Genomic DNA, 25,962 nt, shown 5'->3' with positions numbered 1-25,962 from the left:
TCCTCACTTTCCGTGGGGCTGCATGAACTGTTGAATCGGTCAGCGGTAGCTGCTGACGAAGGGCGTGTTGGTGGGAACGATCTGCTTGCCCAGCGGCATGAGGGAGACCGGGATGAGCTTGAGGTTGGCGATGGCCAGCGGGATTCCGATGATGGTGACGGCCATGGCGAACGCCGTCACCACATGCCCGATGGCGATCCAGATGCCCGCTACGAGCAGCCAGATTACGTTTCCCAGCAGGGCGAACACACCGTTTCCTCCCGGCTTGTCCACCACCATGCGGCCGAACGGCCAGAGCGTGTACGAGGCGATCCGGAACGACGCGATGCCCCACGGGATGGTGACGATCAGGAGGCAGCAGACCACGCCGGCAAGGAAGTAGCCAATCGACAGCCAGAGGCCGCCGAACACCAGCCAGATGATGTTGAGAAGTGTCTTCATCAGTCCATTCTGCCCCTCGAAGAGCTGTTGGAGCCTCGGGGTCCGCCCTGATTTAACCCTGAACTGACCGACCTTGAACGCAACGTGGGGATGCTGGCAGCCGCAACGAGCAGCGCGAGCACGCCGAGGCCGAGCGGGAGTCCGGCCAGGGTGGCCACTCCTCCGAGAAGGAGAGGTCCGCCGGCGTCGCCGAGTTCGCGCCCGAGTTCGGCTGAGCCCATGGTCCGTCCCATCCGTTCCGGCGGAGTGGCGTCCGCCAGATGGGCAAAGCCCAATGGGGTGGCGGCGCCCACGCCGGTGCCTATCGCTGCCGCAGCCACGAAATCGGTGACGGGAGACGGGGCGATCGCCAGGAGGGCGGCCCCGGCTGCGGTGAGCAGCAGGCCCGCCCGCATGCCGACGGCGTCGCCGATCCGGTGCCGGTCACGAAGCCGGCCTATCCGGGGCTGCACCAGCACCGAGGCGACGGCCAGCACGCTGACAGCTGCCGTGCCCGCCAGCGGATCGAGCCCGTCCCTCACGGCCAGTGCAGGAAGGAATCCGATGGCTGCCCCCATGGCCCCCATGGAGGCCGCCAGCGCCAGGGTTGGCACCAGGAAGCTGCGCTCGGAAACCTGCCGGGCCAGATCCAGCACGGTGTAGCGCCGGCGCGGGAGCGGCGCAAGGTGCGGCACTGCCGCCATGACCCACACAGCGGTGCCCGCGGCCAAGACCGAAAGCACCGCGAACAGCAATGCGAAACCGCCCGCCAGGATCAGGCCGGCACCCAGGAGTGGTCCGATCACATAGCCCAGGCTCTTCCACGAGCCGTATCTGCCGAACACCGTTCCGGCGCTCTTGCCCGCCGTCAGCCGAGCCACCATGGCCGAGGAGGCCGGCGAGAACGCCGAAGCCGCGGCGCCCTGCCCTAGGCGGGCGAGGCCAAGCAGGAGCGGATCCGCGGCCCAGAGGCCGATCAGCGAAAGAACGGCAAAGCCCAGCAGGCCGCCGACAATGACCGGTTTGGCTCCAACCCTGTCGCTCAGCACCCCGAAAACGGGCTTGAGAAAGACTTCGGAGACGTCATAGACAGCGAGCAGAACGCCCAGATTCAGCAGGGTCAGGCCGATGTTTCCGCTCTGCGCGCCCAGGCCCGCGGCAACGCTGTGGGCTCCAAAGGCCGTAACGAAACCCGCCGCATACAGCGGGGCCAAGGGCGCCTGGGCAATCACAGCCGGAGAGGAGCCCACGCCGTTGTCAGGCTTTCGCGGCCGTCACGAACGCGCGGATTTTCGCCAGGTCCTTGACGCCCCGGGACTTCTCGACGCCGGAGGAGACGTCCACGCCCCACGCCCCCGCCGCTTGGGCCGCTTCTGCGACGTTTGCAGGGTTCAGCCCGCCGGCGAGGAGCCAGTTCCGGCCATCGAGGCCCTTGGTGCGCATGGAGCCGTAGTCCCAGCTTTCGCCTGATCCGGGGACGGCGGCATCGACCAGGAGCAGCTCCTCGCCCCAGCTCCCGAACGCGTCCGGGGCGTCATCCATGGTGACTGCCCGGATGACCTTCATCCCGGCGTCATGCGCTGTCTTTACGTCCTCGGGGGTGCGGCGGCCGTGAAGCTGGATCCATTCCAGGCCGGCCGCGCGCGCTATGGCCACGGCGTCCCCGGCCGGTTCGTGTCGGAAAACGCCGATGGCGGCGACGCTTTCGGGAACGCTGCGGAGCAGCTGCATGACCTGCGCCGGGGAGACAACCCTGGGGCTGGCGGTCAGTACGAAGCCCACCGCATCCGCTCCGGCCTCCACTGCCTCCCGGATCGATTCAGGCGTACTCAACCCGCACACTTTGACGAACATTCACCGGCTCCTTTGGTTGATGTGTCCCCCAGTTGCGTGGTTTCACAGCGCTGACTTTACGCGGGCCACCACCCGCGGGCAACGAAAGACCCGGCAACGTCCAGCCGGTTGGCTGCCGTGCCGGACGCCGCCCCGGCTAGGCTGGGCGGATGGAGATCATTCGCTTCGCAGACCTCAGACCGCAACCGTGGCGCAACGGCGGCGGGGTGACCCGGGAGCTGGCCAGCCATCCCCTGGCCGCCTCTGCACAGGACGGCGCCTGGGACTGGCGAGTCAGCATCGCCGACGTCGCCGAAGCCGGCGATTTCTCGTCCTTCCCCGGCATGGAGCGCGTGCTGACGGTCATCGACGGTGAGCTCCTGCTGCTGACCGTCGACGGCGGCGAACATCCGCTCGAGAAATACCGGCCCTTCCGCTTCTCCGGCGAAGCGGCGGCCTCCGGCGCGTTGCCCACGGGTGACATCCGCGACCTTAACGTCATCGCCCGGACCGGCGCTTTCAAGGGGTACACGTCCATTGTGGAGCTCTCCAAGAAGCGGGCACATCCAGTATTTGAGGGGCAGCTTGGCATCCTGCTCCAAGGCCAGGCGACGGTCAGTCCTGGCACGGAACCGGACGATGCCGGCCCGGAAGCCGGTCCGGGTGACGCGGAGCCGCTCGGCCGCTACGACGCCGTGGTCGGTTCAGACGCGCGGACGCCTGAAATCCTGGGACGCGGGTTCCTGGCCGTGGTGTCCATCGATGCCGTGTCCCCCGACGCCGGATCCAGCAATGCCGGATCCCGCGGCTCAGCGTCCACCGGCCCGGTCGTAGGCTAGCCACCCGCCCCGCTTGGTCAATCAACCCAGCTGGCCAATCAACCCAGCTGGCCACCCGCCGTCGTGCGTTGCTAGGCTGAAACACAAGGTCCCGTTCGGCGGACCTCCGGACGACGGTTCAGTACCCGGCACGCGACAAGACTGGCCAAAGGATCTGTCATGTCGTGGTTCATTCTCATTTTCTCCGGTGCCCTTGAGGCTGTGTGGGCGGCGGCGCTGCACCGCACCTTCCAGTCTTCGGGCCGGCGCCGGATTGCCCCCGCAGCCCTTTTCCTCGCCTCGGTCCTGGCCAGCACGGGCGGCCTCGCCATCGCGATGCAGTCCATTCCCACCGGCACCGCCTACGCGGTGTGGGTCGGCGTGGGCGTCGTGCTGACGTCCGCTTACGCGATTGTCACCAGGGTTGAACGGCCGACGGCGGCCCGGCTGCTGCTGCTCGGCGGGATCGCCGCCTGCGTGGTTGGCCTGAAGGTGGTGGCGTGATGACCTCGAAACCTGGCACTGCCTGGCTCATCCTGCTGGCCTCCGCCGTCCTTGAGGCGGTCTGGGCGACGGCGCTGGGGCTGTCCGAAGGTTTTACCCGGCCGGTGCCTTCGCTCGTGTTTGCCGCGGCGGCGACGCTCAGCATGCTGGGCCTCGGCCTGGCGGTGAAACGCATCCCGCTCGGCACGGCCTACGCCGTCTGGGTGGGGATCGGCGCGGCGCTGACGGTCGGCTGGGCCATGGCCACCGGCGTCGAGCCTGTCAGCGTGCTCAAGGTGCTGTTCATCGCCGGGATCGTCGGTTGTGCCGCGGGACTGAAGCTGCTGCCTCCGGCGCCGTCAAGCACCGGCGCTGAACCTCCCCACCTTTGAGCGGCACTCCCGGCGCGTCCTGGAACGGGCTGCCGGAATACCTGCCCGGCCGCCTTGGTTCTTGGCTGGGACAGCACTTCCCTGGAGACGGAGATTGAGATGACGAACAACCTGGCAGCATCGTTGCACCTGGGCGACGGCCTCCCTGTCAGCCCCCTGGGGTTCGGCGGTATGGCGCTCACCCCCGTGTACGGCGAGGTGGACCTGGCCGAAGCCCTCCGGACCCTGCACCATGCGGTGGACGCAGGCATCAGCTTCATCGACACCGCCGATATTTACGGCGGCGGAAACAACGAAGAGCTGATCGCGCAGCTGCTCCGTGACCGCCGCGGTGAGGTCCAGCTGGCCACCAAATTCGGCCTCGTGGGCTCACCGTCCACTGGCTACAGTGACATCCGCGGGGATGCCGCCTACGTCAAGGCAGCCGTGGACCGCAGCCTGCAGCGGCTTGGCACGGACGTCATCGACCTCTACTACATGCACCGCCGCGACGTCCGGGTTCCGATCTCTGAAACCGTGGGCGCCATGGCGGAGCTGGTGGAGCAGGGGAAGGTCCGGCACCTGGGCCTGTCGGAAGTAACAGCCGATGAACTCCGGGAGGCCAGCACCATCCACCCCATCGCCGCCGTCCAGAGCGAATGGTCCATCTGGAGCCGGGATGTGGAACGCAACGTGGTTCCGGCAGCGGCCGAGCTTGGCGTGGGCTTCGTGCCGTATTCGCCGCTGGGCCGGGGATTCCTCACCGGAACCGTTGACGCCTCGCAGCTGGGTGAAAATGACTTCCGGCGCAAGATCCCGCGCTTCGCCGAAGGTGCGCTGGACGCCAACCAGCAAGTCGTGGCGGCAGTGCAGTCCGTAGCGTCGGAGCTGGCGTCCTCGCCGGCACAGGTTGCGCTGGCCTGGCTGCTCGCCCACGGCACGCGCCTTGGCCTGCCGGTCGTCCCGATTCCCGGCACGCGCAAAGCGCGCCGCATCGACGAAAACCTGGGCGCCCTTGCGTTGGAACTGACCCCGACGCAACTGGAGACGCTCGACGCAGCCGCGGACGCCGTCGTCGGCTCCCGGTCCGCTGATCCGCAGTGGGTGTCCCAGGGCCGCGAGTAGGCGGCGCACCGGCGGCAGACGCAGAAACGCCGCCCCTCCGCATTCCGATAGTGGAATCCGCGGAGGGCGCGGCGGCCCTGCAAGAGCGTCAGCGCTCAACCTTCGTAGACTGAAGCGCATGGACACGCTCATTCATTCACTCCGGAACATCACCATCCGCCGCATTTCTGTCAGCGAGATGGACAACAACGTGTATCTGCTCACCGCCAAGGAGTCCGGCGCGCAGCTGTTGATCGACGCCGCGGATGACCTGCCCGCAATCCAGGGCCTGGTCGCGGACGCTGCAGCGGATACAGCGGCAACGCCCAAACTGGCACTGATTGCCACCACGCACCAGCACTGGGACCATGTCCGTGCGCTTCCGGAGCTTGTGGCTGCGACCGGCGCCAAGACGGCGGCCGGCACGGATGACGCCCCCGGACTGCCGGTGCCGGTGGATGTGCTGCTGGACCACGGGGACGTCGGCAACTTCGACGGCTTCGACGTGACCGCAGTGCACCTGCGCGGGCACACCCCCGGCTCGGTGGCACTGGTGTACCAGGACCCGGAGGGCCCGGCCCACATCTTTTCGGGCGATTCACTGTTCCCGGGCGGCGTGGGCAACACCCAGAAGGATGCCGAACGGTTCAACCAGCTCATCACCGATGTGAGCGAGCGGCTGTTCGATGCCTACCCGGACGACACCATAGTGCACCCGGGCCACGGCAAGCCCACTACCCTCGGCGCGGAGCGTCCGCATCTGGAGGAGTGGCGCGCCCGCGGCTGGTGAGGCCTGAAACCTCATCGAGTGCTCCAGAACTGCCGTTATGAACCCTCCAAACGGCAGTTACGGAGCACTCGATGGTGGTTGTGCGGGTTTTTAGCGGCTGCGGCGTTCGTTGGAAGCCGGAGCCGAGGCGCGGCGGGGGCCGCTGCGTGCCGGACGGCCTTCGCCGGAACGGCCGTTGCCGCCGCCTGCGTAGGATCCACCCGAGGTGCCGCCAGTGTTGGAGGACCAGACAGCCTTGTTGCCGCCGGTGTTACCGCCGGCAGCGCGCTGGCCGCCGGTGTTGCCGCCGCCGGTACGGGCGCCGGTGCCGGCAGGGGCTCCCGCGGCACGCTGGCCTGTTGCCGGGCGTCCGCTGCGCTGGCCGCCGGTCGCCGGACGGCCGGTGCCGCCACGGGGAGCATCGCTGCGGGTTATGCGGGATTCGGAACGTCCGTCCGAACCGCGGCCAGCCGACGGACGGCCACCAGCTGCTGGAACGTCGTTGCGGTGCGTGGACGCCGTGCCACGGCCACGTGCGTTGCGGCGTGCAGCTGCTGCTGCCTGGGCCCGGTCTTCGTTTTGCTCGATGACGCGGTCTGCGGCGTTCCGTGCGGCAGCCTGGCCTTCGTAGGCCGCGGCACGGCGCTCGGCGCGGGGAAGATCGGTGCGGGGAGCCTCGGCGGAAACACGTCCGCGTCCGCCGCGACCGCCCCGGCCACCCGTGGTGGGTGGAGCCTGGCGGCGTGCGCGTTTGCGCTCGGCGTTGGCACCGGTGGAGGTGCCGCCGCCGTGCTGTGCCGCCTTCGCGGCGAGCAGTGCGGCGCGGGTGCGCGGATCGATCTTGTCGGCCATTTCGCCCACCAGTTCTGCAACCAGCGGCGAGTTGGCGGTGACGCGCTCGAAGTTGACCTCGACGCCGGCAGCCTTCATCAGCTTTTTGACGTCCGACTGCTGCTCCGGGAGCGTCAGCGTGACCACGGTGCCGTCCGAACCGGCGCGTGCCGTTCGGCCCGAGCGGTGCAGGTAAGCCTTGTGCTCGGTGGGCGGGTCAACGTGGATGACCAGTTCGACGTCGTCCACGTGGACACCGCGGGCGGCGACGTCGGTGGCCACCAGGACGCGGACGTCACCGGAGGAGAACTCGGCCAGGTTCCGGTCACGGGCGTTCTGCGACAGGTTGCCGTGCAGATCGACGGCGGGGATGCCGGCGTCTGTCAGGGTCTTGGCCAGCTTGCGGGCGTGGTGCTTGGTGCGCATGAAGAGCACCCGGCGGCCGGCGCCCGAGGCGAGCTCGACGATCAGCTGCTTCTTGACGGTCTGGTCGTTGACCACCAGCACGTGGTGTTCCATGGTGGTCACCGCGGCCTGCGGATCGTCCACGGAGTGGGTCAGCGGGTTGGACAGGTAGCGCTGGACGATCTTGTCCACGCCGTTGTCCAGGGTGGCCGAGAACAGCAGGCGCTGGCCCTGGCTCGGGGTCATGTCCATGAGCTTCTTGACCACGGGCAGGAAGCCGAGGTCGGCCATGTGGTCTGCCTCGTCCAGGACGGTGATCTCCACGGCTTCGAGCGTCAGGATGCGCTGGCGGATCAGGTCCTCCAAGCGGCCCGGGCAGGCGATGACGATGTCGACGCCGGCGCGCAGCGCCTTTTCCTGGCGGGCCTGGGAGATGCCGCCGTAGATCACGGTGGTGGTCAGGCCCATGGCCTTGGCCATCGGCTCGATGGTGGCGTTGATCTGGGTGGCCAGCTCACGGGTGGGTGCAAGAACGAGGCCCATGGGGCGGCCGGGCTTGCGGAAGTGCTTGGCTTCCCGCTCAGCGAGTCGTGCTACAAGCGGGATGGCGAAAGCAATGGTCTTGCCGGAGCCGGTGCGGCCGCGGCCCAGGACGTCGCGACCGGCAAGGGTGTCCGGAAGGGTCTTGACCTGGATGGGGAACGGTGTTTCGATCCCCTGTGCTGTCAGGGTGTCGGCGAGTGCCTTGGGCGTGCCGAGGGCAGCGAAAGTAGTCATGTGTTTATCAGGGTCTTTCAGGCGGTATCCAAGCGGATATCGGCCCCCGATGCCGGTTGGCTCAGGGGGTCGCCGAAGAAAAGTCAGGTGATCAACCGGCCGGTTTTTGCGGCTGGGACCAAATAGCGTTCATCGACGCAGGATGTGCCTCTCACATGAAAAAAGCCCACTCCCTGCCGGACGGATCCTAAGCGGGATTCCGGTTGATGGACCGGAACAAAGTGGGCATCACTGCACATCAAGTTCCACCAGTCTACCATCTGCGGCCTCCGCTCCCGGTCACTGCCCGAAAAGCAGGCGGTGGTGAGGAAGGTGTTATACGGAAATTACCTCGCGCGCGGAAGCGCGAAACAACCCCGGAGCACCATGGTCGTATGCCCGGCTGATCGCCACCAGGTCAGCGATTCTCTGCCGAAAGGATCTGACCGTGATCTTGAAGAACCTCTTCCTCCAGGGCATCTTCCCCTTCGACGGCGCCGGCCTGGAAAAGCCCGTGCCCATCCACAGCCAGCTGTCGCACTACGTTCCGGACGGAGTGATCAACCAGACGCTGTACTTCAGGGGCGGTAACTCCTCCCCGGAGCTGATCACGGTGGTCCTGATGCGGGACGGCATTCCCATGCGGTACTTCCCTATCGGTGCAAAGAGCGATGTCCACGTCCCGCTCCGCGTGGTGGAGGACATCGAGGGCGGCTCGCTGATCGAACTCAGGCTGCTGGCGGACACGGGTGTGAGCGGTTCAGTGGTGGTCGATCTGGGCATGGTGGAGCACTGATGACAGCGGTGGCGAGCCGGTCCGCCCGGACGAAAACTGTTGATTCCCGCCGTCGGCTCGTGGTGATCGGCAACGGCATGGCCGGGGCGCGGGCCGTCGAAGAGATCCTGGCCCGCGGCGGCGGCGTGCAGTACAGGATCACCATGTTCGGGGACGAGCCGTACGGCAACTACAACCGGATCATGCTCAGCCACGTCCTCTCCGGCGAGGAAAGCGCCGGCGATATCTTCCTCAATTCCCTGGCCTGGTACCGGGAGAACGACATCACGCTGCACGCGGGCGTCCGGGCAGAAAAAATCGACCGCTTCGCCAGGCTGGTATTTTCGGACGACGGCCGTGCCACGCCGTACGACGTCCTGGTCATTGCCACGGGCAGCCGCTCGCACCTGCCGCCGATGGACGGACTGTACACCCCCGGAGGGCTGCTGCGGCCGGGCGTTTTCGCGTTCCGCACGATCGACGACACACACGGCATGGTCTCCTACGCCCAGCAGGACCACCACCACCGGGCAGTGGTGATCGGCGGCGGACTCCTGGGGCTGGAAGCCGCGCGCGGGCTGCAAAGCCACGGCATCGACGTCGAGGTGGTCCACTCTGGAGGTCACCTGATGAACGCCCAGATGGGGCCCGACGGCGGCGCGGTCCTGCGGCGAAGCGTGGAAGCGCTCGGCATCAGGGTCCACACGGGCAGCCGGACCACGGCCATCCTGGGCGATGACAGGGTGCGCGGCGTCCGGCTGCGGGACATGCCGGACATCGGCTGCGACATGGTGGTGGTGGCGGCAGGCATCCGCCCCAACGTTGAGGTGGCCGTCACGAGCGGCCTGCCGGTGGAGCGGGCGATCGTGGTTGACGACCAGATGCGCGTGCCGGATGAGGACGAGATCTACGCGGTGGGCGAGTGCGTCCAGCACCGCGGCGAGGTGTACGGCCTCGTGGCGCCGCTATGGGAGCAGGCCTCCGTCCTGGCCGACCACGTGACGGGCGCCAATCCGAAAGCGGCCTACCTGGGCACCCGGACGGCCACGAAACTCAAGGTGGCCGGCGTCGACGTCGCCTCCATGGGGCTGCAGGCCCCGGAACGGGACACCGACGAACACGTGGTGTTCTCGGAGCCGAGCCGCGGAGTCTTCAAGTCCATCGTGATCCGGGACAGCAAGATCGTGGGTGCCACGCTGCTCGGGGACAGCCGCAAAGTGGCCTACCTGACGCAGGCGTTCGACCGCGGGCTGCCGCTGCCGGAGGAACGCGTCTCGCTGCTGTTCGACGTCGGCGGGCCGGCTGAGGAGGCGGGCGTGGCCGAACTGGGCGGTGACGCGCAGGTCTGCAACTGCAACGGCGTCAGCAAGCAGGCCCTGGTGGACACCGTGGCCGGCGGCTGCAACACGCTGGCCGGCGTGATGGACGCGACGCGCGCGGGCAAGGGCTGCGGCTCCTGCAAACTGCTGGTCCGGCAGGTGGTGGAGTGGGCCGCCGACGGCGCCGTGGCGGAAGATCCCGCGGCAAGCTACTACGTGCCGGGCGTGCCGCTGGAGAAGGCTGCCCTCATGAAGGCCATCCGCGAACAGAATCTGCATTCGGTGTCTGCGGTATTCGCCGCGCTGGCTCCCGGCGGAACCGAGGATGCGAAATCCAAGATGGGCCTGGCCTCGCTGCTGAAGATGATGTGGGCCGGTGAATACGTCGACGAGCGTGACGCCCGGTTCGTGAACGACCGGGTCCACGCCAATATCCAGCGGGACGGCACGTTTTCGGTGGTGCCGCAGATGAAGGGCGGCGTGACATCCCCTGAGCAGCTCCGCCGGATTGCCGACGTCGCGGACAAGTACAGGATTCCCATGGTGAAGCTCACCGGTGGGCAGCGGATCGACCTGCTCGGCGTTCCCAAGGAGGACCTGCCCAGGGTCTGGGCCGACCTCGACATGCCGTCCGGCTATGCCTACGGCAAGAGCTTCCGGACCGTGAAGACGTGCGTCGGCAAGGAGTTCTGCCGCTACGGGACCGGCGATTCCACCCGGCTGGGCATCGAGATCGAGTCGCGCTTCCAAGGCATCGAGTCGCCGGCGAAACTGAAACTGGCCGTGTCCGGCTGCCCGCGGAACTGCGCCGAATCGCTGGTGAAGGACGTGGGGGTGGTGGCCGTGGAGGGCGGCCGCTGGGAGATCTACGTGGGCGGCGCGGCCGGGGCCCACATCCGCAAGGGCGACCTGCTTGCCACCGTGGACAGCCCCGAGACCGTGAAGCTGCTGACCGGCCGCTTCATGCAGTACTACCGGGAGCGCGCCAACTGGCTGGAGCGCACGTACGCGTTTGTGCCGCGCGTCGGCATTGAGCACCTCCGGTCGGTGATCGTGGACGACGCCGAAGGGATCGCCGCGCAGCTCGACGCCGCCATGCAGGAGTCCGTCGACGCCTACGTCGACCCCTGGACCGAACGCGACGATCCGTTCACCCCCGGCCAGTTCCGCACTTCGCTCCCGCTTGAGGTTCTTCCCCAGGTGCCGGTCCGATGAGCACGGGACTCTCCAAAACGGGACTCTCCGACGCCGGGCAGAGCGCCGGCCTGCACGTCCTCGGCCGGCTGGACCAGGTTCCCGTCGGCGAGGGCCGCGCGTTCGGCGTCGACGGTGAGCAGATCGCGGTATTCCGGCTCAGGGACGGGTCCCTCCGGGCGCTTTCCGCTGTCTGCCCCCACAAGGGCGGCCCCATAGCCGACGGCACCATCGACCAGGCCCTGGTGATGTGTCCCCTGCACCAGCACTCCTTCGAGCTGGACACCGGCTGCTCCACCACCGGAGCCGGCCCGCTGCGCAGCTATCCGGTGCACGCGGACGGCGAGGGGAACATCATCCTGCAGCTCCCCTGACACTGTCTCCAACTGCGGATTGTGTGGCAGGGTGTTCCCCATGGACTACACCGCAGATCCGCGCGTGGACGCCTACATTGGCGCGCTTCCCGAATGGCAGCAGGCGGTGTGCCGGGAAGTCCGCGAGCTGGTCCATGCCGCCGATCCGGAAGTGACGGAGACCATCAAGCGCACGCGGCAACCCTACTTTGAACTCCAGGGCAACATCTGCGCCCTCCTCGCGGCCAAGGACCACGTCAACGTCTTCCTGTACGACGGCGGGATCGTGCCTGACCCGGGCCACCTCATCACCGGTGGACACGAGAACAAGACGGCCCGCACGGTGGCCTTCTACGAAGGCGAAGCGATCAATGCACCTGCCCTGACGGAACTGTTCAGGGCTGTCATCGCCAACAACCGCGCCGGCGGCTGGCGCAAGATCAAGAGCGGCGGATAACCGGATGCCTTCACCTTCCCACCAGCATTCCGCGGACGGCGCCAATGCAGAGCACTACGCGGCAAAGAACGACGGCGCCGCCCACCTTTGGAACGAAATGTACCGGAGCCGTCCGCGCATCTGGAGCGGACGGCCCAACCCGCAACTGGTCGCTGAAACGGCCGGGCTGAGACCGGGAACGGCTTTGGACCTCGGCTGCGGCGAAGGTGCCGATGCCCTGTGGCTCGCCGGACGGGGCTGGACGGTGACCGCGGTGGACGTGTCCGCCGTCGCGCTGGAACGGGCCGCCGCGCATGCAGCGGAATTAGAGGCGGGCCGCCGCATCACCTGGCTGCGGCAGGACCTGGAGACGTGGAAACCGCAGGAACAGTTTGACCTCGTCTCCGCGCAGTTCCTGCACTCCACGGAAATGCCGTGGCAGCGGTCCCACCGGATTGCCGCGGGCGCGGTGCGGCCGGGCGGCACACTGCTGATCGTGGGGCACCATCCGGAGGGGTTGCCACCCTGGTCCGGTCATAGCCATTCCGACGACGGCGGAGCGGGCCACGCGGCGGGACGGTTTTTCACGGCGGAGGAGCTCGTGTCCGAGCTCAGGCTGACGGCGCCGGAATGGCGGGTGGACGTGGCTGAGGCCAGGGAACGCGAGGCCACCGGCCCGGACGGACAGATGGCGCTCCTGGCCGACGCCGTGCTGCGCGCCACCCGGGCAGACGCCTACAAAGTGCTCCCCCGCCTCTAACAGGCTCCGGCGCTAGTCGGCCACCCGGGGTGCAATGGCCACAGCGGCTGCGGCGACCGCGGCCGTCAGGGCGAACACCCCGGCGAACGATGCCGCCGTCGTCGTAAACGCGGTGAACACGATGCCGGTGGTGGCGAGGGCGAGGGCACCGCCGAGGGAATCGGAAATGGACATCGCCGAGCTGTTGAAGCCTTCCGTGTCCGGCGTCGAGAGCGCGAGCGTCATAACGCTCAGCCGCGGATACATCAGTCCCATGCCGCCGCCGGCAAGGATCCAGCCGGCGATCGCGATGGCGGCCGGCCAGCCGAAGGCGGTGGTCACCAGGGCGAGGACTATCGCGGACAGCACCAGCAGCGAACCGATCCGGACCGCGACCGGGCTCGGCAGCCGTCCGCCGAGGCGACCCTGGATACCGGAGGCCGCGGCCCAGGCGAGAGCTCCCCCGGTCAGCGTGAGTCCGGCGAAGGTGGGCGAGAAGGCGTAGCGGTCCACCAGCAGGTACGGCAGGTAGACTTCGGCGCCGAAGAACGCGGCCGACGCCAGTCCCCGGGTAAGGATCACGCTGGGCAGCCCGCGGCGGGCGGTCAGGGTTCCGCGGGGCACCAATGGCCTGACGGCCAGCAGGGCAACCACGACGGCGGCAGCCGCGACGAGCGCGCCGGCCACCGGAATCCGGGAGGACAGGTTCAGGCCCAATACCGCGATGGCGGCGAGGGCAGCCCAGGCCAGCCGCCCGAAGGCCCACGGTGCCAGCTGCTCCTCCGGTCCCGACCGGACCCCGCGCAGCGCCGGGACCAGCATGGCCAGGGCGGGGACAACGAGGGCCACCACGCCGAGGAACACCCACTGCCAGCCGGCCAGCTGCGCCACGAGTCCGGCGGCAAACGGCCCCACCAGGGACGGGATGACCCACGCTGCGGAGAACGCGGCGAAGATTTTAGGATGAAGCTCGGGCGGATAGGCGCGGGCCACCACCACGTAGAGGGCCACGGTCATGGCGCCGCCGCCCAGGCCCTGGACCAGCCTGCCAGCGACCAGGACGGCCATGCTGCCGGACGTGCCCGCAATCAGCAGCCCCAGAACGAACACGGCCACGGAAGCGTACAGCGGCGCCAGAGGACCCCGCCGGTCGGACCAGTTGCCGGCGCCCACCATGCCGATCACCCCGGTGGCCAGCGGGCCGGCAAACGCCAGGGCGTACAGGCTTGCCCCGTCGAGCTCGCGGCTGACGATCGGCATGATGGTGGTCACGGCCAGCGATTCGAAGGCGGCCAGGAACACCAGGGCGCACGAGCCGACGGTCACTAGGAGATAGGGGTGCCGGAGGATCCCTGCGGCGGGTGCTGCGGAAAGTGGCGGGGCGGATTCGTGCACGGCGACAGCATGCCACACGAGGCGGCGCAACGCACCCGGCACAGGTCCGCTGCGCTGGGAACCCGCGGGCTAATACGCGAGCTCGAGGCCCCCGGCATCGACGACGACCGCGCCGCTCGCCGTGGAGTCCTTGTTAAGCAACCAGCCGACCCGCTTCACGGTGCTGAGCATGACGACGCTTTCGACCAGCTCGATGCCCGGGACCTTCTGCTGCAGGGCGACTTCGGCGGTCATGACGTCGGCCAGCGACTGGAGCCACATGATGATCACGAAATTGGTGGGCCCCGTGGTCGAGGCGCTGAGGCGCACGTTCCGGATGGTCCGGATCTCCGCGGCGGCGGCCTCATGCTGGCCGGCCGGAACGTTGACAAACCACTGGCAGGTGACCGGGTAGGACGAGTACCGCTGCGCCACCTCGCACCGCAAGGACAGGATTCCGCTGGCGAGCACGCGGTTCAGCTGGCGCTGCACAGTGGCAGGATTGCGGCCCAGGGCGCGCGCGATGTCTGCCGCGGTTGCGCGCCCATCCTTGGCCAGGTACGGAAGCAGATCCAGGTGGCTCGCGGGCAGCGGTTCCCGGGCGGCGCCCTGGCGCTCGGTGCCGGGACCAGCGGGGCGCGCGAGTTCCCGAAGAGCCGCCTGTTGCGCCCGGCTCAGCACGTTGAGCCGCCAGGCATCGCCGCCGGTGTGCAGCCGGGTGCACAGTGCCGTCTGGTACTTCACCAGGCCCTCGATGTCTTTCAGCCGGGACACCACATTGGTGCTGAATTCCTCCAGCGACCGGGTAATGACGGTGAGCATCAGGTCGCGGTTGCTGGCGGCCTCCTCCACCGTGACGATCTCCGGCATCGCCGCCAGGCTGGCCGTGACACGTTCCCGGCGGTTCATCTCGCAGTCCACGGCCACGAAGGCGAGGCACATCTGCTTGGGGTCGCCGATGAGATGGGCCGTCACCCACGAGGCCCCGCCGGAGCGCAGCCGCTCCCACCGGTTGGCAAGCGTCGTGGCGTGAACGCCCAGAACCCCGGATGCATCCGCCCAGCTGAGCCGGGGCGCGATCTGCAGGGCGTTGATGAGAACCAGGTCATCCTCGCTGAGCTCCAAATGAGCCTCCGTCCTGCATGAATCCTGCAGATAATCCAATACAAATGCATTCTTCCAGCACTTCTTCGGAGTGTGAAGCAGGCCACTTCAGAATAGACGCACCGAGCATAAAACCGAAGACAAGGAGTGCACGTGCCAATTGCCGCCGATGCCCAGGAACTGCAGGGAGACCTCGCCAGGCTCCGCCACGACTTGCACCGGGAGCCGGAGATCGGCCTGGAGCTGCCGCGGACGCAGGAAAAGGTCCTCAAGGCCTTGGACGGGCTGCCCTTCGAGATCACCCTGGGCAAGGACACGACGTCCGTCACCGCGGTCCTGCGCGGCGGCTCACCCGGCGCCGCCGGCACCACCGGGGCTGACCGGCCCGCAGTCCTCCTCCGCGCGGACATGGACGGGCTGCCAGTCCAGGAGAAGACCGGCGTCCAGTACACCTCCACCATCGACGGCGCCATGCACGCGTGCGGCCACGACCTCCACACGTCCATGCTGGCAGGAGCCGCCACGCTGCTGGCAGAACGCCGGGACCAGCTGGCCGGCGACGTGGTGCTGATGTTCCAGCCGGGCGAGGAGGGCTTCGACGGTGCGAGCTACATGATCCGTGAGGGCGTTCTGGACGCACCCGGCCGCCGGGTGGACGCCGCCTACGGCATGCACGTCTTCTCCTCCCTCGAGCCCCACGGCACGTTCTGCACGAAGCCGGGCGTCATGCTCAGCTCCTCCGACGGGCTGGTGGTCACCGTGCTGGGCGCCGGAGGCCATGGCTCAGCCCCGCATTCGGCCAAGGACCCCGTCACGGCGGCGGCCGAAATGGTGACGGCCCTGCAGGTCATGGTCACCCGGCAGTTCAACATGTTCGATCCGGTGGTTCTGTCCGTGGGCGTGCTCCACGCCGGCACCAAGCGCAACGTCATCCCGGAAACGGCGCGCATCGAGGCCACGATCCGGACGTTCTCCGAAGAGTCCCGGCAGAAGATGATGGACGCTGTGCCTCGTCTGCTCAAGGGTATCGCCGCCGCACACGGGCTCGACGTGGACGTCGACTACCAGCAGGAATACCCCCTCACCATCACGGACGAGGACGAAACGCACACGGCCGAGAACGTCATCGCGGGCCTCTTCGGCGAATCGCGGCTCGCGCGCTGGGCCACCCCGCTCAGCGGCTCCGAGGACTTCTCCCGGGTGCTCGCCGAGGTGCCCGGCACCTTCATCGGCCTGAGCGCCGTGCCCCGGGATGCGGACCACGCCACCTCCCCGTTCAACCACTCACCGTACGCAACGTTCGACGACGGCGTGCTGGCTGACGGGGCCGCGCTCTATGCCGAACTCGCCGTTTCGCGGCTGGCCACGCTGTCTGCGGCGGCGTCCCCCGCCCGCGCCTCCGCCGTTCCGGCCGCCGCCTCGGCCTCCTAGCCCCGCCCACCTGAGGAAGAGAACCATGACCACCACCTTTAATCAGCAGCGCACGGGCCGAGCGTCCACCGCGAAGACCATCATCGGCACAGGCATCGGCAACGCAGTCGAATGGTACGACTGGGCCATCTACGCCACGTTCACCCCATTCATCGCCAGCCAGCTGTTCAGCAAGGCGGATCCGGCGTCGGCGGTGCTGTCCACCTTGGCGATCTTCGCTGTCGGCTTTGTGGCCCGGCCGTTCGGCGGGTTCCTCTTCGGCTGGATCGGCGACAGGGTGGGCCGCAAGACCTCCATGACGCTCGCCGTCGGGCTGGCGTCTCTGGGCAGCCTAATGATCGGCGTTGCGCCGACGTTTGCCAGCGTCGGCGCGTGGGCTTCACTCATGCTCCTGGTGGCCCGGCTTGTTCAGGGCCTGGCGCACGGAGGCGAGCTGCCGTCGTCGCAAACGTATCTGTCCGAGATGGCACCCAAGGAGCGCCGCGGCTTCTGGGCGACGCTGATCTACACCTCGGGCACGGTGGGCATCCTGTTTGGGACGCTGCTGGGGGCGGTCCTGAACATGGCGCTGAGTACCGAGGTCATGAACGCCTGGGGCTGGCGCATTCCGTTCCTGATCGGCGCCGCCATGGGCCTGTACGCGCTCATCATGCGGTCCAGGCTGCACGAGTCGGACGTGTTCGAAGGCGAGACAACCACCGAGAAGCGCGCGCCGATCTGGCCGCAGATTGTCCGTTACCGCAAGCAGGCGCTGCAGGTCATCGGGCTGACGGTCGGCCTCACGGTGATCTATTACATCTGGGGTGTGGTGGCGCCGAGCTATGCCACCACCGCCCTGAAGATCGACCGCGGCGAAGCGCTGTGGGCCGGCGTGGTCGGCAACATCGTGTTCATCGCCGCCCTGCCGTTCTGGGGCAAGCTGTCCGACCGGATCGGCCGCAAGAAGGTCCTGTGGGCCGGCGCCATCGGTGCGGCCGTGATGCACTTCCCCATGACCTGGCTGCTGAAGGATTCTGCCTGGCAGCTGGCGGTCAGCATGTCCGTGATGCTCATCTTCATCGCCGCGAGCGCGGCCATTGTGCCCGCCGTCTACGCGGAGCTGTTCCCCACCAGCATCCGGACCGTGGGCGTGGGTGTGCCGTATTCCATCTGCGTGGCGGTGTTCGGCGGAACAGCTCCCTACCTGCAGCAGTGGCTTGGCACGACGCTCCAGCTGCCCAACCTGTTCAACGTTTATGCGGTGGTGCTTCTGGCGATCAGCGCGGCGTTCATCTTCACCATCCCCGAGACCAAGGGCAAGGACCTGACGCACTAGCCAGCTGGCAATCCGCTGGTTGAGCTTGGTCCAGGCAGGCTTAACCAGCGAGTCAGATGAAGCGGTTCCGCCCGGCCCGGTATCCGAAGAAGGCGGCAAGCGAACCCACCACGAGGAACAGCACGCCGGCAGCAGTGAACGAGCCGGTGGACTGGTGCAGCTGGCCCACCAGGAGCGTTCCCGTTGATCCCAGCCCGTAGCCCACGCCCTGCATCATGCCCGACAAGTGTGCGGCTGCTTGCCCGTCCCGTGTGCGGAGCATGATCATGGTCAGGGCCACGGCCGTGAGACTCCCCTGGCCCAAGCCGAGAAGGCCGGTCCACACCCAGATCAGCTCCTGCGGACCGAAGATGCTCAGCGCGAAGCCGCCGCCGGTCATGAGCGCCACCACGGTGTTGATGATGCGCTGGTCACGAAACCTCGCGGCCAGGGCGGGTGCGAAGAGCGAGCCCAGCATCTGCAGCACGATCGATGCGGACACGATCAGCCCGGCCGTGCCGCCGTCCACCCCGCGTTCGCGGAGGATCGGGGCCAGCCAGGCAAAAACGCTGAAGGACATCATGGCCTGCAGCACCATGAAGATGGTGACCTGCCAGGCGATTGCGGAGCGCCACACGTTCACGCCGTCGTGAACGGCTTTGTGTTGCCCGTTCCGCTGCCGTACGGCGACCGGCAGGAAAAGCAGAAGAACGACGGCGGCCGGCAACGCCCAGAACCACAGCGCCGAGGTCCACTGTCCCGTCGCGATGAAGACCGGGTAGGTGAAACCCGCACCGAGGGCAGCGGACGCACAGATGGCCGTGGTGTACAGGCCGCCCATTAGGCCCAGCCGGTGCGGAAAATCACGCTTCACGAGCCCGGGCAGCAAGACATTGCACAGGGCAATCGCCGCCCCGCACGCGGCCGTACCTGCGAGCAAGGTGGGCAGGTGCCCGCCGCCTGGGACTTCCACCGGGCGCAGGAGGAGCCCGGCCGTCAAAACGGCCATTGCACCGAGCAGCACGCGCTCGGCACCGAATCTTCTCCCCAGCACGGGTGCCAGCGGCGCGAACACGCCGAGAAGCGTTACCGGGACAGTGGTGAGCACAACGACTGTCCAGCCAGGCAGTCCGGCGTCCGACGTTATTTCGGGGAGCACGGCCGAAAAACTTGAGAACACCGTGCGCAGGTTCAGCCCAATCAGCACCAGGCACAGGCCAAGGTATGCCAGCGCCCGCGGGCCGCCAACCTGCGTGGGTTCGGCGGCAGGGATTTCATCGATCTCGGCGTCCACCAGCATGCCAGGACGCCTGCCAGTCGCTCCGGGCATTTCTTGGTTCGTCGCTGCTGTGTTCTTCGCTTCCCTCACTCGCCCATTCTTACAGGCGCTCAGGCAGCGGCGGTCCTTGTCCAAACAGGCCGGACTGGGGCCCAACGAGCCAGCCGGACGCCCGGGGGGCAGTTATCCACTTAGGCAAAAAAGCCAGTCACGTCTGCCCGGGTCCGCGAATAGTGTGGACTGAAAGTTTCCGGTTCCGTGTCATCAATCGCCAACTGTTGGGAGACCCATGAGCTTTCCAAATGCGCCGATGTACCGCGACGGGCCCCAGCCTCCCCGTGACGACCAGCAGGGCTCCGGGGAGGGGAGCGCGAGTCTCGTGTTTAGTGTTCTGGCCATCCCCAGCATGGTCCTCACGGCTGTGCCCACCGTATTCGCCGTTCTGTTTACGCGGCCGGACACCGGCACCAGCGGCCTGGATTGGGTGGCGCCGGCGGTGTTGTTTAGCCTGCCCGTGCTGTTCGGACTCCTTGGCACGGTCCTTGGCATCCTCGCGGTCAGACGGAACCACAGTGGCACCAAGGCCTGGAGAAGCGGGGTCGCCGGGTTATGGATCGTAGGGACGGAGGCCGCCTTTTTCATCATCCCGGCGGTCGTCCAAGGCATCATCACCCTCATGTCCTGAACCGCTGGAGAGCCCTTTTCACATCACGTACGCCCGCCGGCCGCGCTCCGGCCGATGTCTCTGGCCGTGCCAGCCATCTTGCCATCGGTCTCTCCCGGCCAGCTGCGCTGGTCGCCTGCGATTGCCGGGACGGCGGCGATCGGCCCGTCGGCTCCACTATTCTGGAGATGATGAGTGAAACTCCAGAATCCCCCCAGCAGCCTAGGAACGAGCAGCCCGAAAATCCCAACGCGCCGCGGCCCGTCACGCCGGGCAGCCAGGCGTCGTTCGGCACGTACGGCGGGCGGCCGGTCAGCTTCGTGCGCCGCGGAACCCGCCTTCAGGGCCGGCGGCAGGCCGCCTGGGAAGAGCACTCGGACCGCTGGGCGGTAGACGTTCCGCGCCATGTCGCCAACACCTCGGTTCACCCGGATTACACTTTCGATGCCGAGGCCGAGTTCGGCCGCAGGGCCCCGCTGATCGTCGAGGTCGGCTCCGGCCTGGGTGATGCCGTCTGCCATGCCGCCGAGGAGAACCCGGACCAGGACTTCCTCGCTGTGGAGGTCTACACGCCGGGGCTGGCGAACACCATGATCAAGATCAACAGCAGGGGGCTCACCAACGTCCGCGTCGTGGAGGCCAATGCCCCTGAGGTCCTCGCGAGCATGCTTCCGCCAGCATCGGTCAGCGAGCTGTGGATCTTTTTCCCCGACCCCTGGCACAAGTCCCGGCACCACAAACGCCGGCTCATCCAGCCCGAGTTCGCCGAGCTGGCCGCCAGGGCACTGAAGCCGGGCGGGCTCTGGCGGATCGCCACGGACTGGTCCAACTACGCCGTGCATGTGCGGGACGTGCTCGCCAGCTCCACGGCCTTTGAGAACCTGCACAACGGCGAGCGCAGGGGTCCCGAGAGCCCTCTCACGCACGTTTGGCAGAGTGGCGTCGAATCGCTGGTCGGCGGCGCTCCGGTGAAGGAAGGCCGGGCGCCTGTCAGCACCGAGCACACCGGACCCAACGAAGGCATCGACGAAACCGGCGGCTGGGCGCCGCGCTTCGAGGGCCGCATCCGCACCAGCTTCGAGAACAAGGCACACGAGGCCGGCCGCATGATCTTCGATCTCTGCTACCGGCGGATATAGTTCCCAGCCGTGCCTTGGGCGCGGCCGCCGCCGGTCCTCGATCGGCCTGTTTTGGGCACCACGGCGGTCTGTCGCCGAGCGCCTTCCCGTGGCACGATTAGCCTTAGCGGGCGGGAAACCGCAGTAACTGCACGACGGTGCCGGCGCAAAGGAACGATCATCAAAAGAGAACTGCAAGGCGCATCGGACAAAGCCCAGGAGGTTACCAACTCCCGCACACTTGAGTTGATGGCCAGGGCAGGGTTTGCCGTGAGCGGGCTGCTTCACGTCCTGGTAGGGACCATCGCCATCGGGCTGGCGGTTGGCAAGGGCGGCCGGGCTGACGTCAGCGGGGCCGTGGCGGAACTGGCCAGCCAGCCGGCCGGGCCATTGCTGCTGTGGGTTAGCTTCGCCGCTTGCATCGCTCTGGCCCTGTGGCAGGCTAGCGATGCGATCTTCGATTTCAGCAATCTGCCGTCCAAGGAGAAAGCCTCCCGTAAGTTCCAGGCGGGAGCCCAGGCCGTGGTCTATGCGGCCTTCGCATTTACGTTTGCCTCCTTTGCCCGCGGAAGTGGCAAGGACAACAGGGAGTCCACCAGCGACATGACCGTCACGCTGATGAAGGCGCCGGGCGGAGTCCTGCTCCTCGTGCTGATTGGCGCGGCTGTGGCCATCACCGGCATCGTCTACGCCGTCCGCGGATTCCGGAAGTCCTTCGAGAAGCGCATCCGCATGCCGTCTTCGCCAAGCGCCCGGAAGGGCGTTCGCGGCCTTGGCATGGCCGGATACGTGGCCAAGGGCGTGGCCCTCTTTGTGACGGGTCTCCTGGTGGTCGTTGCCGCGGTCACGGCCCACCCCCAGGAATCAACTGGGCTGGACGGCGCGCTCAGGGGATTGCGCGAGCAGCCATTCGGCGTGTATTTGCTAGCAGCCGTGGGGCTGGGGCTCATCTGCTACGGGGCGTACATGGTGGTCCGCGCGAGGCTCGCCCGGATGTAGCCGGCCCGGCCGATGCTGTGACCGGGCCCGGGCAGACTATGGCTTGAAGTCGTCGTGGACCACCACCCGGGACAGCTCCACGCCGCCCTCCGTCCTCCAGTAGTGCAGTCTGCGCGCGGACGCGACGCCCCGCTCGATCGATGCCCGGAAGCACCGGGCGGAACTCCGCTCCGCAATGCCCGTCAAGACCACCACCACCGCTTTCAATGCTTTGGCGACGGCTCCCTTTTCCGTCCGCGAATACAGTGAAGCGGCGAACTCCGGACCCATGCTGAATCCCGCCGGCAAGGGAAATCTGGACTTGTCGTCGGCAGGAACGTTGCGCACCCAAGCCAGATAAATATCGTGCCGGACTCGTTCCTCCGCCGTTTCAAAAGCCCCGGTCTGATCGTCGCGGGACCGCTTCATCCCCTGTTGCATTTCGCGATTGCGGGCACGCAGCGTGCGCAGATCCTCCAACTGCTTGGCATTCTTAGCGGCCAAACCGGCCAGGTGCGCCCCGCTCGCCGCCGCTTGCCGGCGCTCCAGCCCAAGCTCTTCGTGCAGTGCCGCCACCTCGCGCTCCAGGCGAAGGAGCTCCGGACCGGCGCTGCTCCCAGCTTTGACCAGTTCCCGCAACCTGCCCACCTCGGCCTTTCCGGTGGCAAGGGAAAGCTGCACCGACATCAGGGCAGCCGCCGGCGTGCCGGCCGCACTTCCCGTTGGGGCTGGCGGGACTGGCTGCCCCGTCACCCCCGCCGGTCCGGCGGGCAGCCCTGCCCCTGAGGATGCCGCCGAGGCCTCTCCGGTGGCCGTCTTCGCCCGTTCCTGCAGATGCCGTCCTGCCTGCAACCAGGCAGTCCCGCCCCGCACGAGCGCCGGCGCTGCCCGGACCTCTTCGTCGTCATCAACGTCGATGAGGGAGAGAACGACGGCACCCTTGTCACGGAGGAACCGGACAACCACCACCTCCCCCTCCGTGACGAGGCTGTCTGCGGTGTCGAGGGGGTTGGACGACATGCGGTCGACGGGCACCGACCAACTGGACCCGGGAAAGAGAGTGAGGGTAGCTGCCTTGCAGGTCACTTCCTCCACCAGTGCCAGTACAAGGTCGTCCGAAGAGTAGAGATCCGTGAGCCGCGGAACTGTCTTCGCCCCACTGATGTCCAGGGTCCTGCCGACGGGATCCTACAGGCCGGCCACCGGCTGCCCCGGATCAAGCATCCAGTCCAAGCGCACGGGCGGTGCGACGTGCTCTCGCTGGATGGCGCAGCGCCTGCTATGTGAGCGACGTCGATCTTGTTCTGGGGCATGGCGGGGTGCCAGGCGATCACCGCCCCCGGACGTGTGCGGCCCTTTGCGGTGAGGGTCCGAGCGAGCTGCTCACCGGAGGCGACAACCTCGTAAGCACCATCAACCCCGACGGGATCATCCTCAATGCGGTTCCCGGGGCTCCGGCCGCCGTTTCCGCGGTCCCGCCGTCGCTGCTCCATCGAATCTCCGTCCGCTTCGCCCTGGGTACCAACCGCGATGTCCGGCAGCAAGGTGCTGCTGGACACCAGTAGAACAGGAGGGTCAGACAAAATGGGCTGTTCAGGCGCCCGGCACGGCGATCACGGCAATTGTCTGCTGCTGTTCGTTCCGCAGCTCGACGCTGGCAATGCTCGTGTACTGAAACGGAGTCGCACTCGTCACCCTGACTTTGCCGCTTGGCGTCGCCATCCAGGCGCAGGCGCGATCCGCCGCTCCGGCACGGTCCTTGACCCACAGTGACAGCGTTCCCTTGTGCGGGAGACTCTTGCCGTCCACTGCCAGTTCGGTGCCCCAGGTCTTTTTGACCATGCCCACTGTGACCTGGATCCCGGTGTCGGCCTGAACCGAGTAACTGACGTCGGGCTTGTTGGCCGGGTCGAGGAGCGGTGCGGCGGCAAATCCCAAGGCCAGGCAAGCTGCGGCGACCGCCCCGATGAGGGCGGTCAACCGCCGTCGGGTATTGCGGCGTCGGGCTGCCAACTCGTCGAAGACGGGTTTGGGGACGCTGGTCTCCGGTGCCCCGGAGCCGGCCCCGCGGGGAGCGGGGACGGCGAGCGCCACAGCGTCGGGCACCGGCACGACGTTCAGAAGCCCGGGCAGGGTCTCGAGATCAGCGAGTTCGTCGCGGCACATTCCGCACTGCTTGAGATGTTCTTCGAAGCGCGCCCTGTCAGCGTCGTCGAGGCCTCCCAACAGGTATGCCCCCAGCAACTCATGGAGTTCCTTGCCGTTCACCGTTCCACACCCATTTCATCAAGAATTGTCCGCATAGCCTTCACCGCGTAGAAGGCCCTGGATTTCACTGTGCCGCTTGGAATGTTCAGCTGGACCGCCGCCTCGCTCACCGTGAAGCGCCGGTAATGCAGTGCCACCAGCACGTCCCGGTGCTCCGTGCTCAACCGGAGCAGGGCCTCTTCCATCAGCACCCTGGTCAGCAGTTCGTCGACCCTTCCGGTGGCCTCCGCCGGGTCGGCAAGGTCGCGCTCTTCGGCCTCCTGCGGCCGGCGCTGGGATTTCCGGTAATTGTCGATCATGATGTTCCGGGCTGTCCGGAACAGGTAGCTGCGCATGCTGCCGGTAATCTTCGGCGCCTGCTGCCAGACGCGCAACACCGTTTCCTGGACGATGTCGTCTGCGAGGAGCGGGTCGTGGGAGGCACTGATCACGAACCGGCGAAGGGCCGTCCCGTGCTCGCGGTAGATCGCGGCAACCACTTCTTCGTCTAGCGCCACCAGGACCTCCAGCTGTACTCGTTGAAGCCGGTCCACGCGAGCCGGCGTTCATGGCCTATACGACGCAGGCGGCACCCAAAAAGTTCATTCGGGTCTGTCGGCGAAGCTTTGAACCATTCTTCACCTTTGTGCGTCCTTCCAGATAGCGCCGGTCTCCCAGTTGCCGGCCCGAGCCAAGGAGCAGCACATGAACAAGCAATTGAGCGTTGGTCTTGCAGTTTTGGCACTTGCCGCCTCGTTGACCGCCTGTGGCGGTGGAACCAGCTCAACGCCCACGACGGCGGCACCCGCCACTGAATCGGCAGCAGCGTCCGCCAGCGAATCGGCCACGGCAACGGCAAGCGAAGCAGCAACGGTGGACCTCAAGACCGCATCGTCGAGCAAGGGCGACATTGTGGTGGACGGCAAGGGCATGAGCGTCTACTACTTCACGAAGGACGTGAAGGACTCGGGCAAGAGCAACTGCACCGGTGACTGCCTCGTCAAGTGGCCGCCGGTCATCGCCACCAGCGACGCACCCAAGGTTGAGGGCGTGACCGGAAAGGTCGGCACCATCACCACGCCCGACGGCAAGAAGCAGGTGACGGTGGACGGCATGCCGGTTTACCTGTGGCAGAAGGACAAGGCCCCGGGCGACATCACCGGCCAGGGCGTCGGGAATGTCTGGTACCTCGTGGCTCCCGACGGCGCAATGATGAAGTAGGGCAACAACACTGGGAAAGCCGGCGCCTGCTGTGCGGGCGCCGGCACTACCCTCTGAGTAGATGGCCAATACGAAGACCACCCGCACCTGCGGCCCATTGCCGACGCCCTCTTGGCATGGGCCGCAGCCACAGGCGGTGCGTGGATACAGATGCGCAAGGGCCACGTCTCACTGCACAGCCACCGGCGTGACTTTGCAGAACCGCTGGCTCACCAAACCGCGGGTCGGGACGCAACCGCTGATCGAGCCTGTCGAGATCAAGGCCCCCCGACCACAGTCTCAATCGGGCGTCGGTTTGCTGACAGACAGTCGTGGTAGGGCTCCATAGTTCCCCTCGATCAGGGCCTCACGCTTCGCTCTGCCCCATCCCTGCACCTGTTTTTCGCGGACGTACGCCTCATCAATGCGGTCAAATTCGACTGCCCACACGAGTTCCACCGGACGCCGGCGACGGGTGTAGGCCGCACCTTCTCCTGATTGATGCTGGCTGAGCCGGATTTCGAGGTTCACGGTACTTCCGACGTAATAGGAACCGTCAGAGCACCGCAGCATGTATACGTGAGGCATCCTTCGAGCATGGTTACCGAGCAAAATGAGTGCAAGACTTCGTAACGCCTATGTGGACACTGCCGGTTTCGACAAGGTC

Annotated in this window: 28 protein-coding genes and 1 riboswitch; of the genes, 17 read left to right on the top strand and 11 right to left on the bottom strand. The window is 67.2% G+C overall.

Features of this window, described 5'->3' with window-relative positions:
* Nucleotides 1-39 precede the first annotated feature (39 nt).
* From AC1DD3_RS14650 to AC1DD3_RS14640, 3 genes are read right to left on the bottom strand one after another with little or no spacing between them, the layout of a single operon-like run.
* Nucleotides 40-441, bottom strand: coding sequence for a YccF domain-containing protein (locus tag AC1DD3_RS14650; RefSeq protein ID WP_230119797.1), 402 nt, complete (start codon nucleotides 439-441; stop codon nucleotides 40-42).
* Nucleotides 441-1,652: an MFS transporter gene (locus AC1DD3_RS14645; protein WP_476881992.1), complete on the bottom strand. Its 1,212-nt coding sequence runs from the start codon at nucleotides 1,650-1,652 to the stop codon at nucleotides 441-443. Before AC1DD3_RS14645 ends, AC1DD3_RS14650 begins: the two co-directional genes overlap by 1 nt.
* Nucleotides 1,653-1,677: 25 nt before the next feature.
* On the bottom strand, nucleotides 1,678-2,274 hold the full coding sequence (locus AC1DD3_RS14640) for a phosphoribosylanthranilate isomerase (protein WP_476881991.1): 597 nt from the start codon (nucleotides 2,272-2,274) through the stop codon (nucleotides 1,678-1,680).
* Nucleotides 2,275-2,423: 149 nt separating this feature from the next.
* Here AC1DD3_RS14640 and AC1DD3_RS14635 point away from each other — a divergent pair, with 149 nt between their 5' ends.
* The 5 genes from AC1DD3_RS14635 (at nucleotide 2,424) to AC1DD3_RS14615 (ending at nucleotide 5,819) form a co-directional block, all read left to right on the top strand.
* Complete coding sequence (locus tag AC1DD3_RS14635) at nucleotides 2,424-3,092, top strand: HutD/Ves family protein (protein ID WP_230119800.1); 669 nt, start codon at nucleotides 2,424-2,426, stop codon at nucleotides 3,090-3,092.
* A gap of 83 nt (nucleotides 3,093-3,175) precedes the next feature.
* Nucleotides 3,176-3,242: riboswitch (guanidine-III (ykkC-III) riboswitch) on the top strand.
* A gap of 9 nt (nucleotides 3,243-3,251) precedes the next feature.
* Nucleotides 3,252-3,575 carry a DMT family transporter gene (locus AC1DD3_RS14630; RefSeq protein WP_230119801.1) on the top strand — a complete coding sequence of 108 codons (324 nt, stop codon included), beginning with the start codon at nucleotides 3,252-3,254 and terminating at the stop codon, nucleotides 3,573-3,575.
* Nucleotides 3,575-3,946, top strand: a complete 372-nt coding sequence (locus AC1DD3_RS14625; protein WP_230119802.1) for a DMT family transporter — start codon at nucleotides 3,575-3,577, stop codon at nucleotides 3,944-3,946. Before AC1DD3_RS14630 ends, AC1DD3_RS14625 begins: the two co-directional genes overlap by 1 nt.
* A 99-nt stretch (nucleotides 3,947-4,045) precedes the next feature.
* Nucleotides 4,046-5,050, top strand: a complete 1,005-nt coding sequence (locus AC1DD3_RS14620) for an aldo/keto reductase (RefSeq protein WP_230119803.1) — start codon at nucleotides 4,046-4,048, stop codon at nucleotides 5,048-5,050.
* Between the two features lie 118 nt (nucleotides 5,051-5,168).
* Nucleotides 5,169-5,819: an MBL fold metallo-hydrolase gene (locus AC1DD3_RS14615; protein WP_476881990.1), complete on the top strand. Its 651-nt coding sequence runs from the start codon at nucleotides 5,169-5,171 to the stop codon at nucleotides 5,817-5,819.
* A gap of 90 nt (nucleotides 5,820-5,909) precedes the next feature.
* On the opposite strand, the gene AC1DD3_RS14610 is transcribed toward AC1DD3_RS14615, so the two are convergent.
* Nucleotides 5,910-7,811 (bottom strand): DEAD/DEAH box helicase, encoded by a 1,902-nt coding sequence (locus AC1DD3_RS14610; protein WP_230119805.1) that lies wholly within the window; start codon nucleotides 7,809-7,811, stop codon nucleotides 5,910-5,912.
* 427 nt (nucleotides 7,812-8,238) lie between these two features.
* On the opposite strand from AC1DD3_RS14610, the gene AC1DD3_RS14605 reads away from it, so the two are divergent.
* Genes AC1DD3_RS14605 through AC1DD3_RS14585 form a run of 5 tightly spaced genes read left to right on the top strand, consistent with a single transcriptional unit; the run spans nucleotide 8,239 to nucleotide 12,627 of the window.
* Nucleotides 8,239-8,586, top strand: a complete 348-nt coding sequence (locus AC1DD3_RS14605) for a molybdopterin oxidoreductase (protein ID WP_230119806.1) — start codon at nucleotides 8,239-8,241, stop codon at nucleotides 8,584-8,586.
* The gene (gene nirB, locus AC1DD3_RS14600) at nucleotides 8,586-11,099 is read left to right on the top strand and encodes a nitrite reductase large subunit NirB (RefSeq protein WP_230119807.1); all 2,514 of its coding nucleotides are present in this window, start codon (nucleotides 8,586-8,588) and stop codon (nucleotides 11,097-11,099) included. Before AC1DD3_RS14605 ends, nirB begins: the two co-directional genes overlap by 1 nt.
* On the top strand, nucleotides 11,096-11,452 hold the full coding sequence (locus AC1DD3_RS14595; RefSeq protein WP_230119808.1) for a Rieske (2Fe-2S) protein: 357 nt from the start codon (nucleotides 11,096-11,098) through the stop codon (nucleotides 11,450-11,452). Before nirB ends, AC1DD3_RS14595 begins: the two co-directional genes overlap by 4 nt.
* Nucleotides 11,453-11,492: 40 nt before the next feature.
* Nucleotides 11,493-11,888, top strand: a complete 396-nt coding sequence (locus tag AC1DD3_RS14590; RefSeq protein WP_230119809.1) for a DUF1801 domain-containing protein — start codon at nucleotides 11,493-11,495, stop codon at nucleotides 11,886-11,888.
* A gap of 4 nt (nucleotides 11,889-11,892) precedes the next feature.
* Nucleotides 11,893-12,627: an SAM-dependent methyltransferase gene (locus AC1DD3_RS14585; RefSeq protein ID WP_476881989.1), complete on the top strand. Its 735-nt coding sequence runs from the start codon at nucleotides 11,893-11,895 to the stop codon at nucleotides 12,625-12,627.
* 12 nt (nucleotides 12,628-12,639) lie between these two features.
* Here the strand turns inward: AC1DD3_RS14585 and AC1DD3_RS14580 are convergent, their stop codons facing one another.
* The gene (locus AC1DD3_RS14580; RefSeq protein ID WP_230119810.1) at nucleotides 12,640-14,001 is read right to left on the bottom strand and encodes an MFS transporter; all 1,362 of its coding nucleotides are present in this window, start codon (nucleotides 13,999-14,001) and stop codon (nucleotides 12,640-12,642) included.
* Nucleotides 14,002-14,070: 69 nt separating this feature from the next.
* Entirely contained in the window at nucleotides 14,071-15,105 is a 1,035-nt protein-coding gene (locus AC1DD3_RS14575) for an Lrp/AsnC ligand binding domain-containing protein (RefSeq protein WP_476881988.1), read from the bottom strand.
* Nucleotides 15,106-15,237: 132 nt separating this feature from the next.
* On the opposite strand from AC1DD3_RS14575, the gene AC1DD3_RS14570 reads away from it, so the two are divergent.
* Together AC1DD3_RS14570 and AC1DD3_RS14565 are read left to right on the top strand one after the other, a co-directional pair.
* Nucleotides 15,238-16,515, top strand: a complete 1,278-nt coding sequence (locus AC1DD3_RS14570) for a M20 metallopeptidase family protein (protein WP_230119812.1) — start codon at nucleotides 15,238-15,240, stop codon at nucleotides 16,513-16,515.
* A gap of 25 nt (nucleotides 16,516-16,540) precedes the next feature.
* Nucleotides 16,541-17,830: an MFS transporter gene (locus AC1DD3_RS14565; RefSeq protein WP_230119813.1), complete on the top strand. Its 1,290-nt coding sequence runs from the start codon at nucleotides 16,541-16,543 to the stop codon at nucleotides 17,828-17,830.
* Between the two features lie 52 nt (nucleotides 17,831-17,882).
* Here AC1DD3_RS14565 and AC1DD3_RS14560 read toward each other — a convergent pair whose 3' ends face one another.
* Nucleotides 17,883-19,139, bottom strand: a complete 1,257-nt coding sequence (locus AC1DD3_RS14560; protein WP_230119826.1) for an MFS transporter — start codon at nucleotides 19,137-19,139, stop codon at nucleotides 17,883-17,885.
* A gap of 238 nt (nucleotides 19,140-19,377) precedes the next feature.
* On the opposite strand from AC1DD3_RS14560, the gene AC1DD3_RS14555 reads away from it, so the two are divergent.
* The 3 genes from AC1DD3_RS14555 to AC1DD3_RS14545 all read left to right on the top strand — a co-directional run bounded on the left by AC1DD3_RS14555 (nucleotide 19,378) and on the right by AC1DD3_RS14545 (nucleotide 21,869).
* Nucleotides 19,378-19,773 (top strand): hypothetical protein, encoded by a 396-nt coding sequence (locus AC1DD3_RS14555; RefSeq protein WP_230119814.1) that lies wholly within the window; start codon nucleotides 19,378-19,380, stop codon nucleotides 19,771-19,773.
* A gap of 170 nt (nucleotides 19,774-19,943) precedes the next feature.
* Entirely contained in the window at nucleotides 19,944-20,891 is a 948-nt protein-coding gene (gene trmB / locus AC1DD3_RS14550) for a tRNA (guanosine(46)-N7)-methyltransferase TrmB (RefSeq protein WP_230119815.1), read from the top strand.
* Nucleotides 20,892-21,062: 171 nt separating this feature from the next.
* Nucleotides 21,063-21,869, top strand: a complete 807-nt coding sequence (locus AC1DD3_RS14545) for a DUF1206 domain-containing protein (RefSeq protein WP_476882013.1) — start codon at nucleotides 21,063-21,065, stop codon at nucleotides 21,867-21,869.
* Between the two features lie 36 nt (nucleotides 21,870-21,905).
* Here the strand turns inward: AC1DD3_RS14545 and AC1DD3_RS14540 are convergent, their stop codons facing one another.
* Nucleotides 21,906-22,883, bottom strand: a complete 978-nt coding sequence (locus AC1DD3_RS14540) for a hypothetical protein (protein WP_476881987.1) — start codon at nucleotides 22,881-22,883, stop codon at nucleotides 21,906-21,908.
* A 248-nt stretch (nucleotides 22,884-23,131) separates the two neighbouring features.
* On the opposite strand from AC1DD3_RS14540, the gene AC1DD3_RS14535 reads away from it, so the two are divergent.
* Nucleotides 23,132-23,413, top strand: a complete 282-nt coding sequence (locus AC1DD3_RS14535; RefSeq protein WP_476881986.1) for a hypothetical protein — start codon at nucleotides 23,132-23,134, stop codon at nucleotides 23,411-23,413.
* Between the two features lie 28 nt (nucleotides 23,414-23,441).
* Here the strand turns inward: AC1DD3_RS14535 and AC1DD3_RS14530 are convergent, their stop codons facing one another.
* Both AC1DD3_RS14530 and AC1DD3_RS14525 read right to left on the bottom strand, forming a co-directional pair.
* The gene (locus AC1DD3_RS14530; protein WP_230119818.1) at nucleotides 23,442-24,116 is read right to left on the bottom strand and encodes a zf-HC2 domain-containing protein; all 675 of its coding nucleotides are present in this window, start codon (nucleotides 24,114-24,116) and stop codon (nucleotides 23,442-23,444) included.
* Complete coding sequence (locus AC1DD3_RS14525; RefSeq protein WP_230119819.1) at nucleotides 24,113-24,613, bottom strand: sigma-70 family RNA polymerase sigma factor; 501 nt, start codon at nucleotides 24,611-24,613, stop codon at nucleotides 24,113-24,115. The genes AC1DD3_RS14530 and AC1DD3_RS14525 overlap by 4 nt, the downstream gene beginning before the upstream one ends.
* A gap of 187 nt (nucleotides 24,614-24,800) precedes the next feature.
* Between AC1DD3_RS14525 and AC1DD3_RS14520 the strand changes: the two genes are divergently transcribed.
* On the top strand, nucleotides 24,801-25,316 hold the full coding sequence (locus AC1DD3_RS14520; RefSeq protein WP_230119820.1) for a COG4315 family predicted lipoprotein: 516 nt from the start codon (nucleotides 24,801-24,803) through the stop codon (nucleotides 25,314-25,316).
* 279 nt (nucleotides 25,317-25,595) lie between these two features.
* On the opposite strand, the gene AC1DD3_RS14515 is transcribed toward AC1DD3_RS14520, so the two are convergent.
* The gene (locus AC1DD3_RS14515) at nucleotides 25,596-25,883 is read right to left on the bottom strand and encodes a GIY-YIG nuclease family protein (protein WP_476881985.1); all 288 of its coding nucleotides are present in this window, start codon (nucleotides 25,881-25,883) and stop codon (nucleotides 25,596-25,598) included.
* Between the last annotated feature and the right edge of the window lie 79 nt (nucleotides 25,884-25,962).

The sequence above is a fragment of the Arthrobacter sp. 05T444 genome (genome assembly GCF_056395905.1).
The sequence above is the reverse complement of the archived record's forward strand: the minus strand, read 5'-3'. Positions and strand labels throughout refer to the sequence as shown.

Coding starts and splice junctions, on each gene's coding strand:
- AC1DD3_RS14630 (WP_230119801.1), top strand. CDS start 3,252: ATGTCGTGGTTCATTCTCATTTTCTCCGGTGCCCTTGAGGCTGTGTGG.
- AC1DD3_RS14555 (WP_230119814.1), top strand. CDS start 19,378: ATGAGCTTTCCAAATGCGCCGATGTACCGCGACGGGCCCCAGCCTCCC.
- AC1DD3_RS14520 (WP_230119820.1), top strand. CDS start 24,801: ATGAACAAGCAATTGAGCGTTGGTCTTGCAGTTTTGGCACTTGCCGCC.
- AC1DD3_RS14640 (WP_476881991.1), bottom strand. CDS start 2,274: ATGTTCGTCAAAGTGTGCGGGTTGAGTACGCCTGAATCGATCCGGGAG.
- AC1DD3_RS14515 (WP_476881985.1), bottom strand. CDS start 25,883: ATGCCTCACGTATACATGCTGCGGTGCTCTGACGGTTCCTATTACGTC.
- AC1DD3_RS14625 (WP_230119802.1), top strand. CDS start 3,575: ATGACCTCGAAACCTGGCACTGCCTGGCTCATCCTGCTGGCCTCCGCC.
- AC1DD3_RS14595 (WP_230119808.1), top strand. CDS start 11,096: ATGAGCACGGGACTCTCCAAAACGGGACTCTCCGACGCCGGGCAGAGC.
- AC1DD3_RS14565 (WP_230119813.1), top strand. CDS start 16,541: ATGACCACCACCTTTAATCAGCAGCGCACGGGCCGAGCGTCCACCGCG.
- trmB (WP_230119815.1), top strand. CDS start 19,944: ATGAGTGAAACTCCAGAATCCCCCCAGCAGCCTAGGAACGAGCAGCCC.
- AC1DD3_RS14620 (WP_230119803.1), top strand. CDS start 4,046: ATGACGAACAACCTGGCAGCATCGTTGCACCTGGGCGACGGCCTCCCT.
- AC1DD3_RS14560 (WP_230119826.1), bottom strand. CDS start 19,139: ATGCCCGGAGCGACTGGCAGGCGTCCTGGCATGCTGGTGGACGCCGAG.
- AC1DD3_RS14590 (WP_230119809.1), top strand. CDS start 11,493: ATGGACTACACCGCAGATCCGCGCGTGGACGCCTACATTGGCGCGCTT.
- nirB (WP_230119807.1), top strand. CDS start 8,586: ATGACAGCGGTGGCGAGCCGGTCCGCCCGGACGAAAACTGTTGATTCC.
- AC1DD3_RS14585 (WP_476881989.1), top strand. CDS start 11,893: ATGCCTTCACCTTCCCACCAGCATTCCGCGGACGGCGCCAATGCAGAG.
- AC1DD3_RS14650 (WP_230119797.1), bottom strand. CDS start 441: ATGAAGACACTTCTCAACATCATCTGGCTGGTGTTCGGCGGCCTCTGG.
- AC1DD3_RS14610 (WP_230119805.1), bottom strand. CDS start 7,811: ATGACTACTTTCGCTGCCCTCGGCACGCCCAAGGCACTCGCCGACACC.
- AC1DD3_RS14615 (WP_476881990.1), top strand. CDS start 5,169: ATGGACACGCTCATTCATTCACTCCGGAACATCACCATCCGCCGCATT.
- AC1DD3_RS14635 (WP_230119800.1), top strand. CDS start 2,424: ATGGAGATCATTCGCTTCGCAGACCTCAGACCGCAACCGTGGCGCAAC.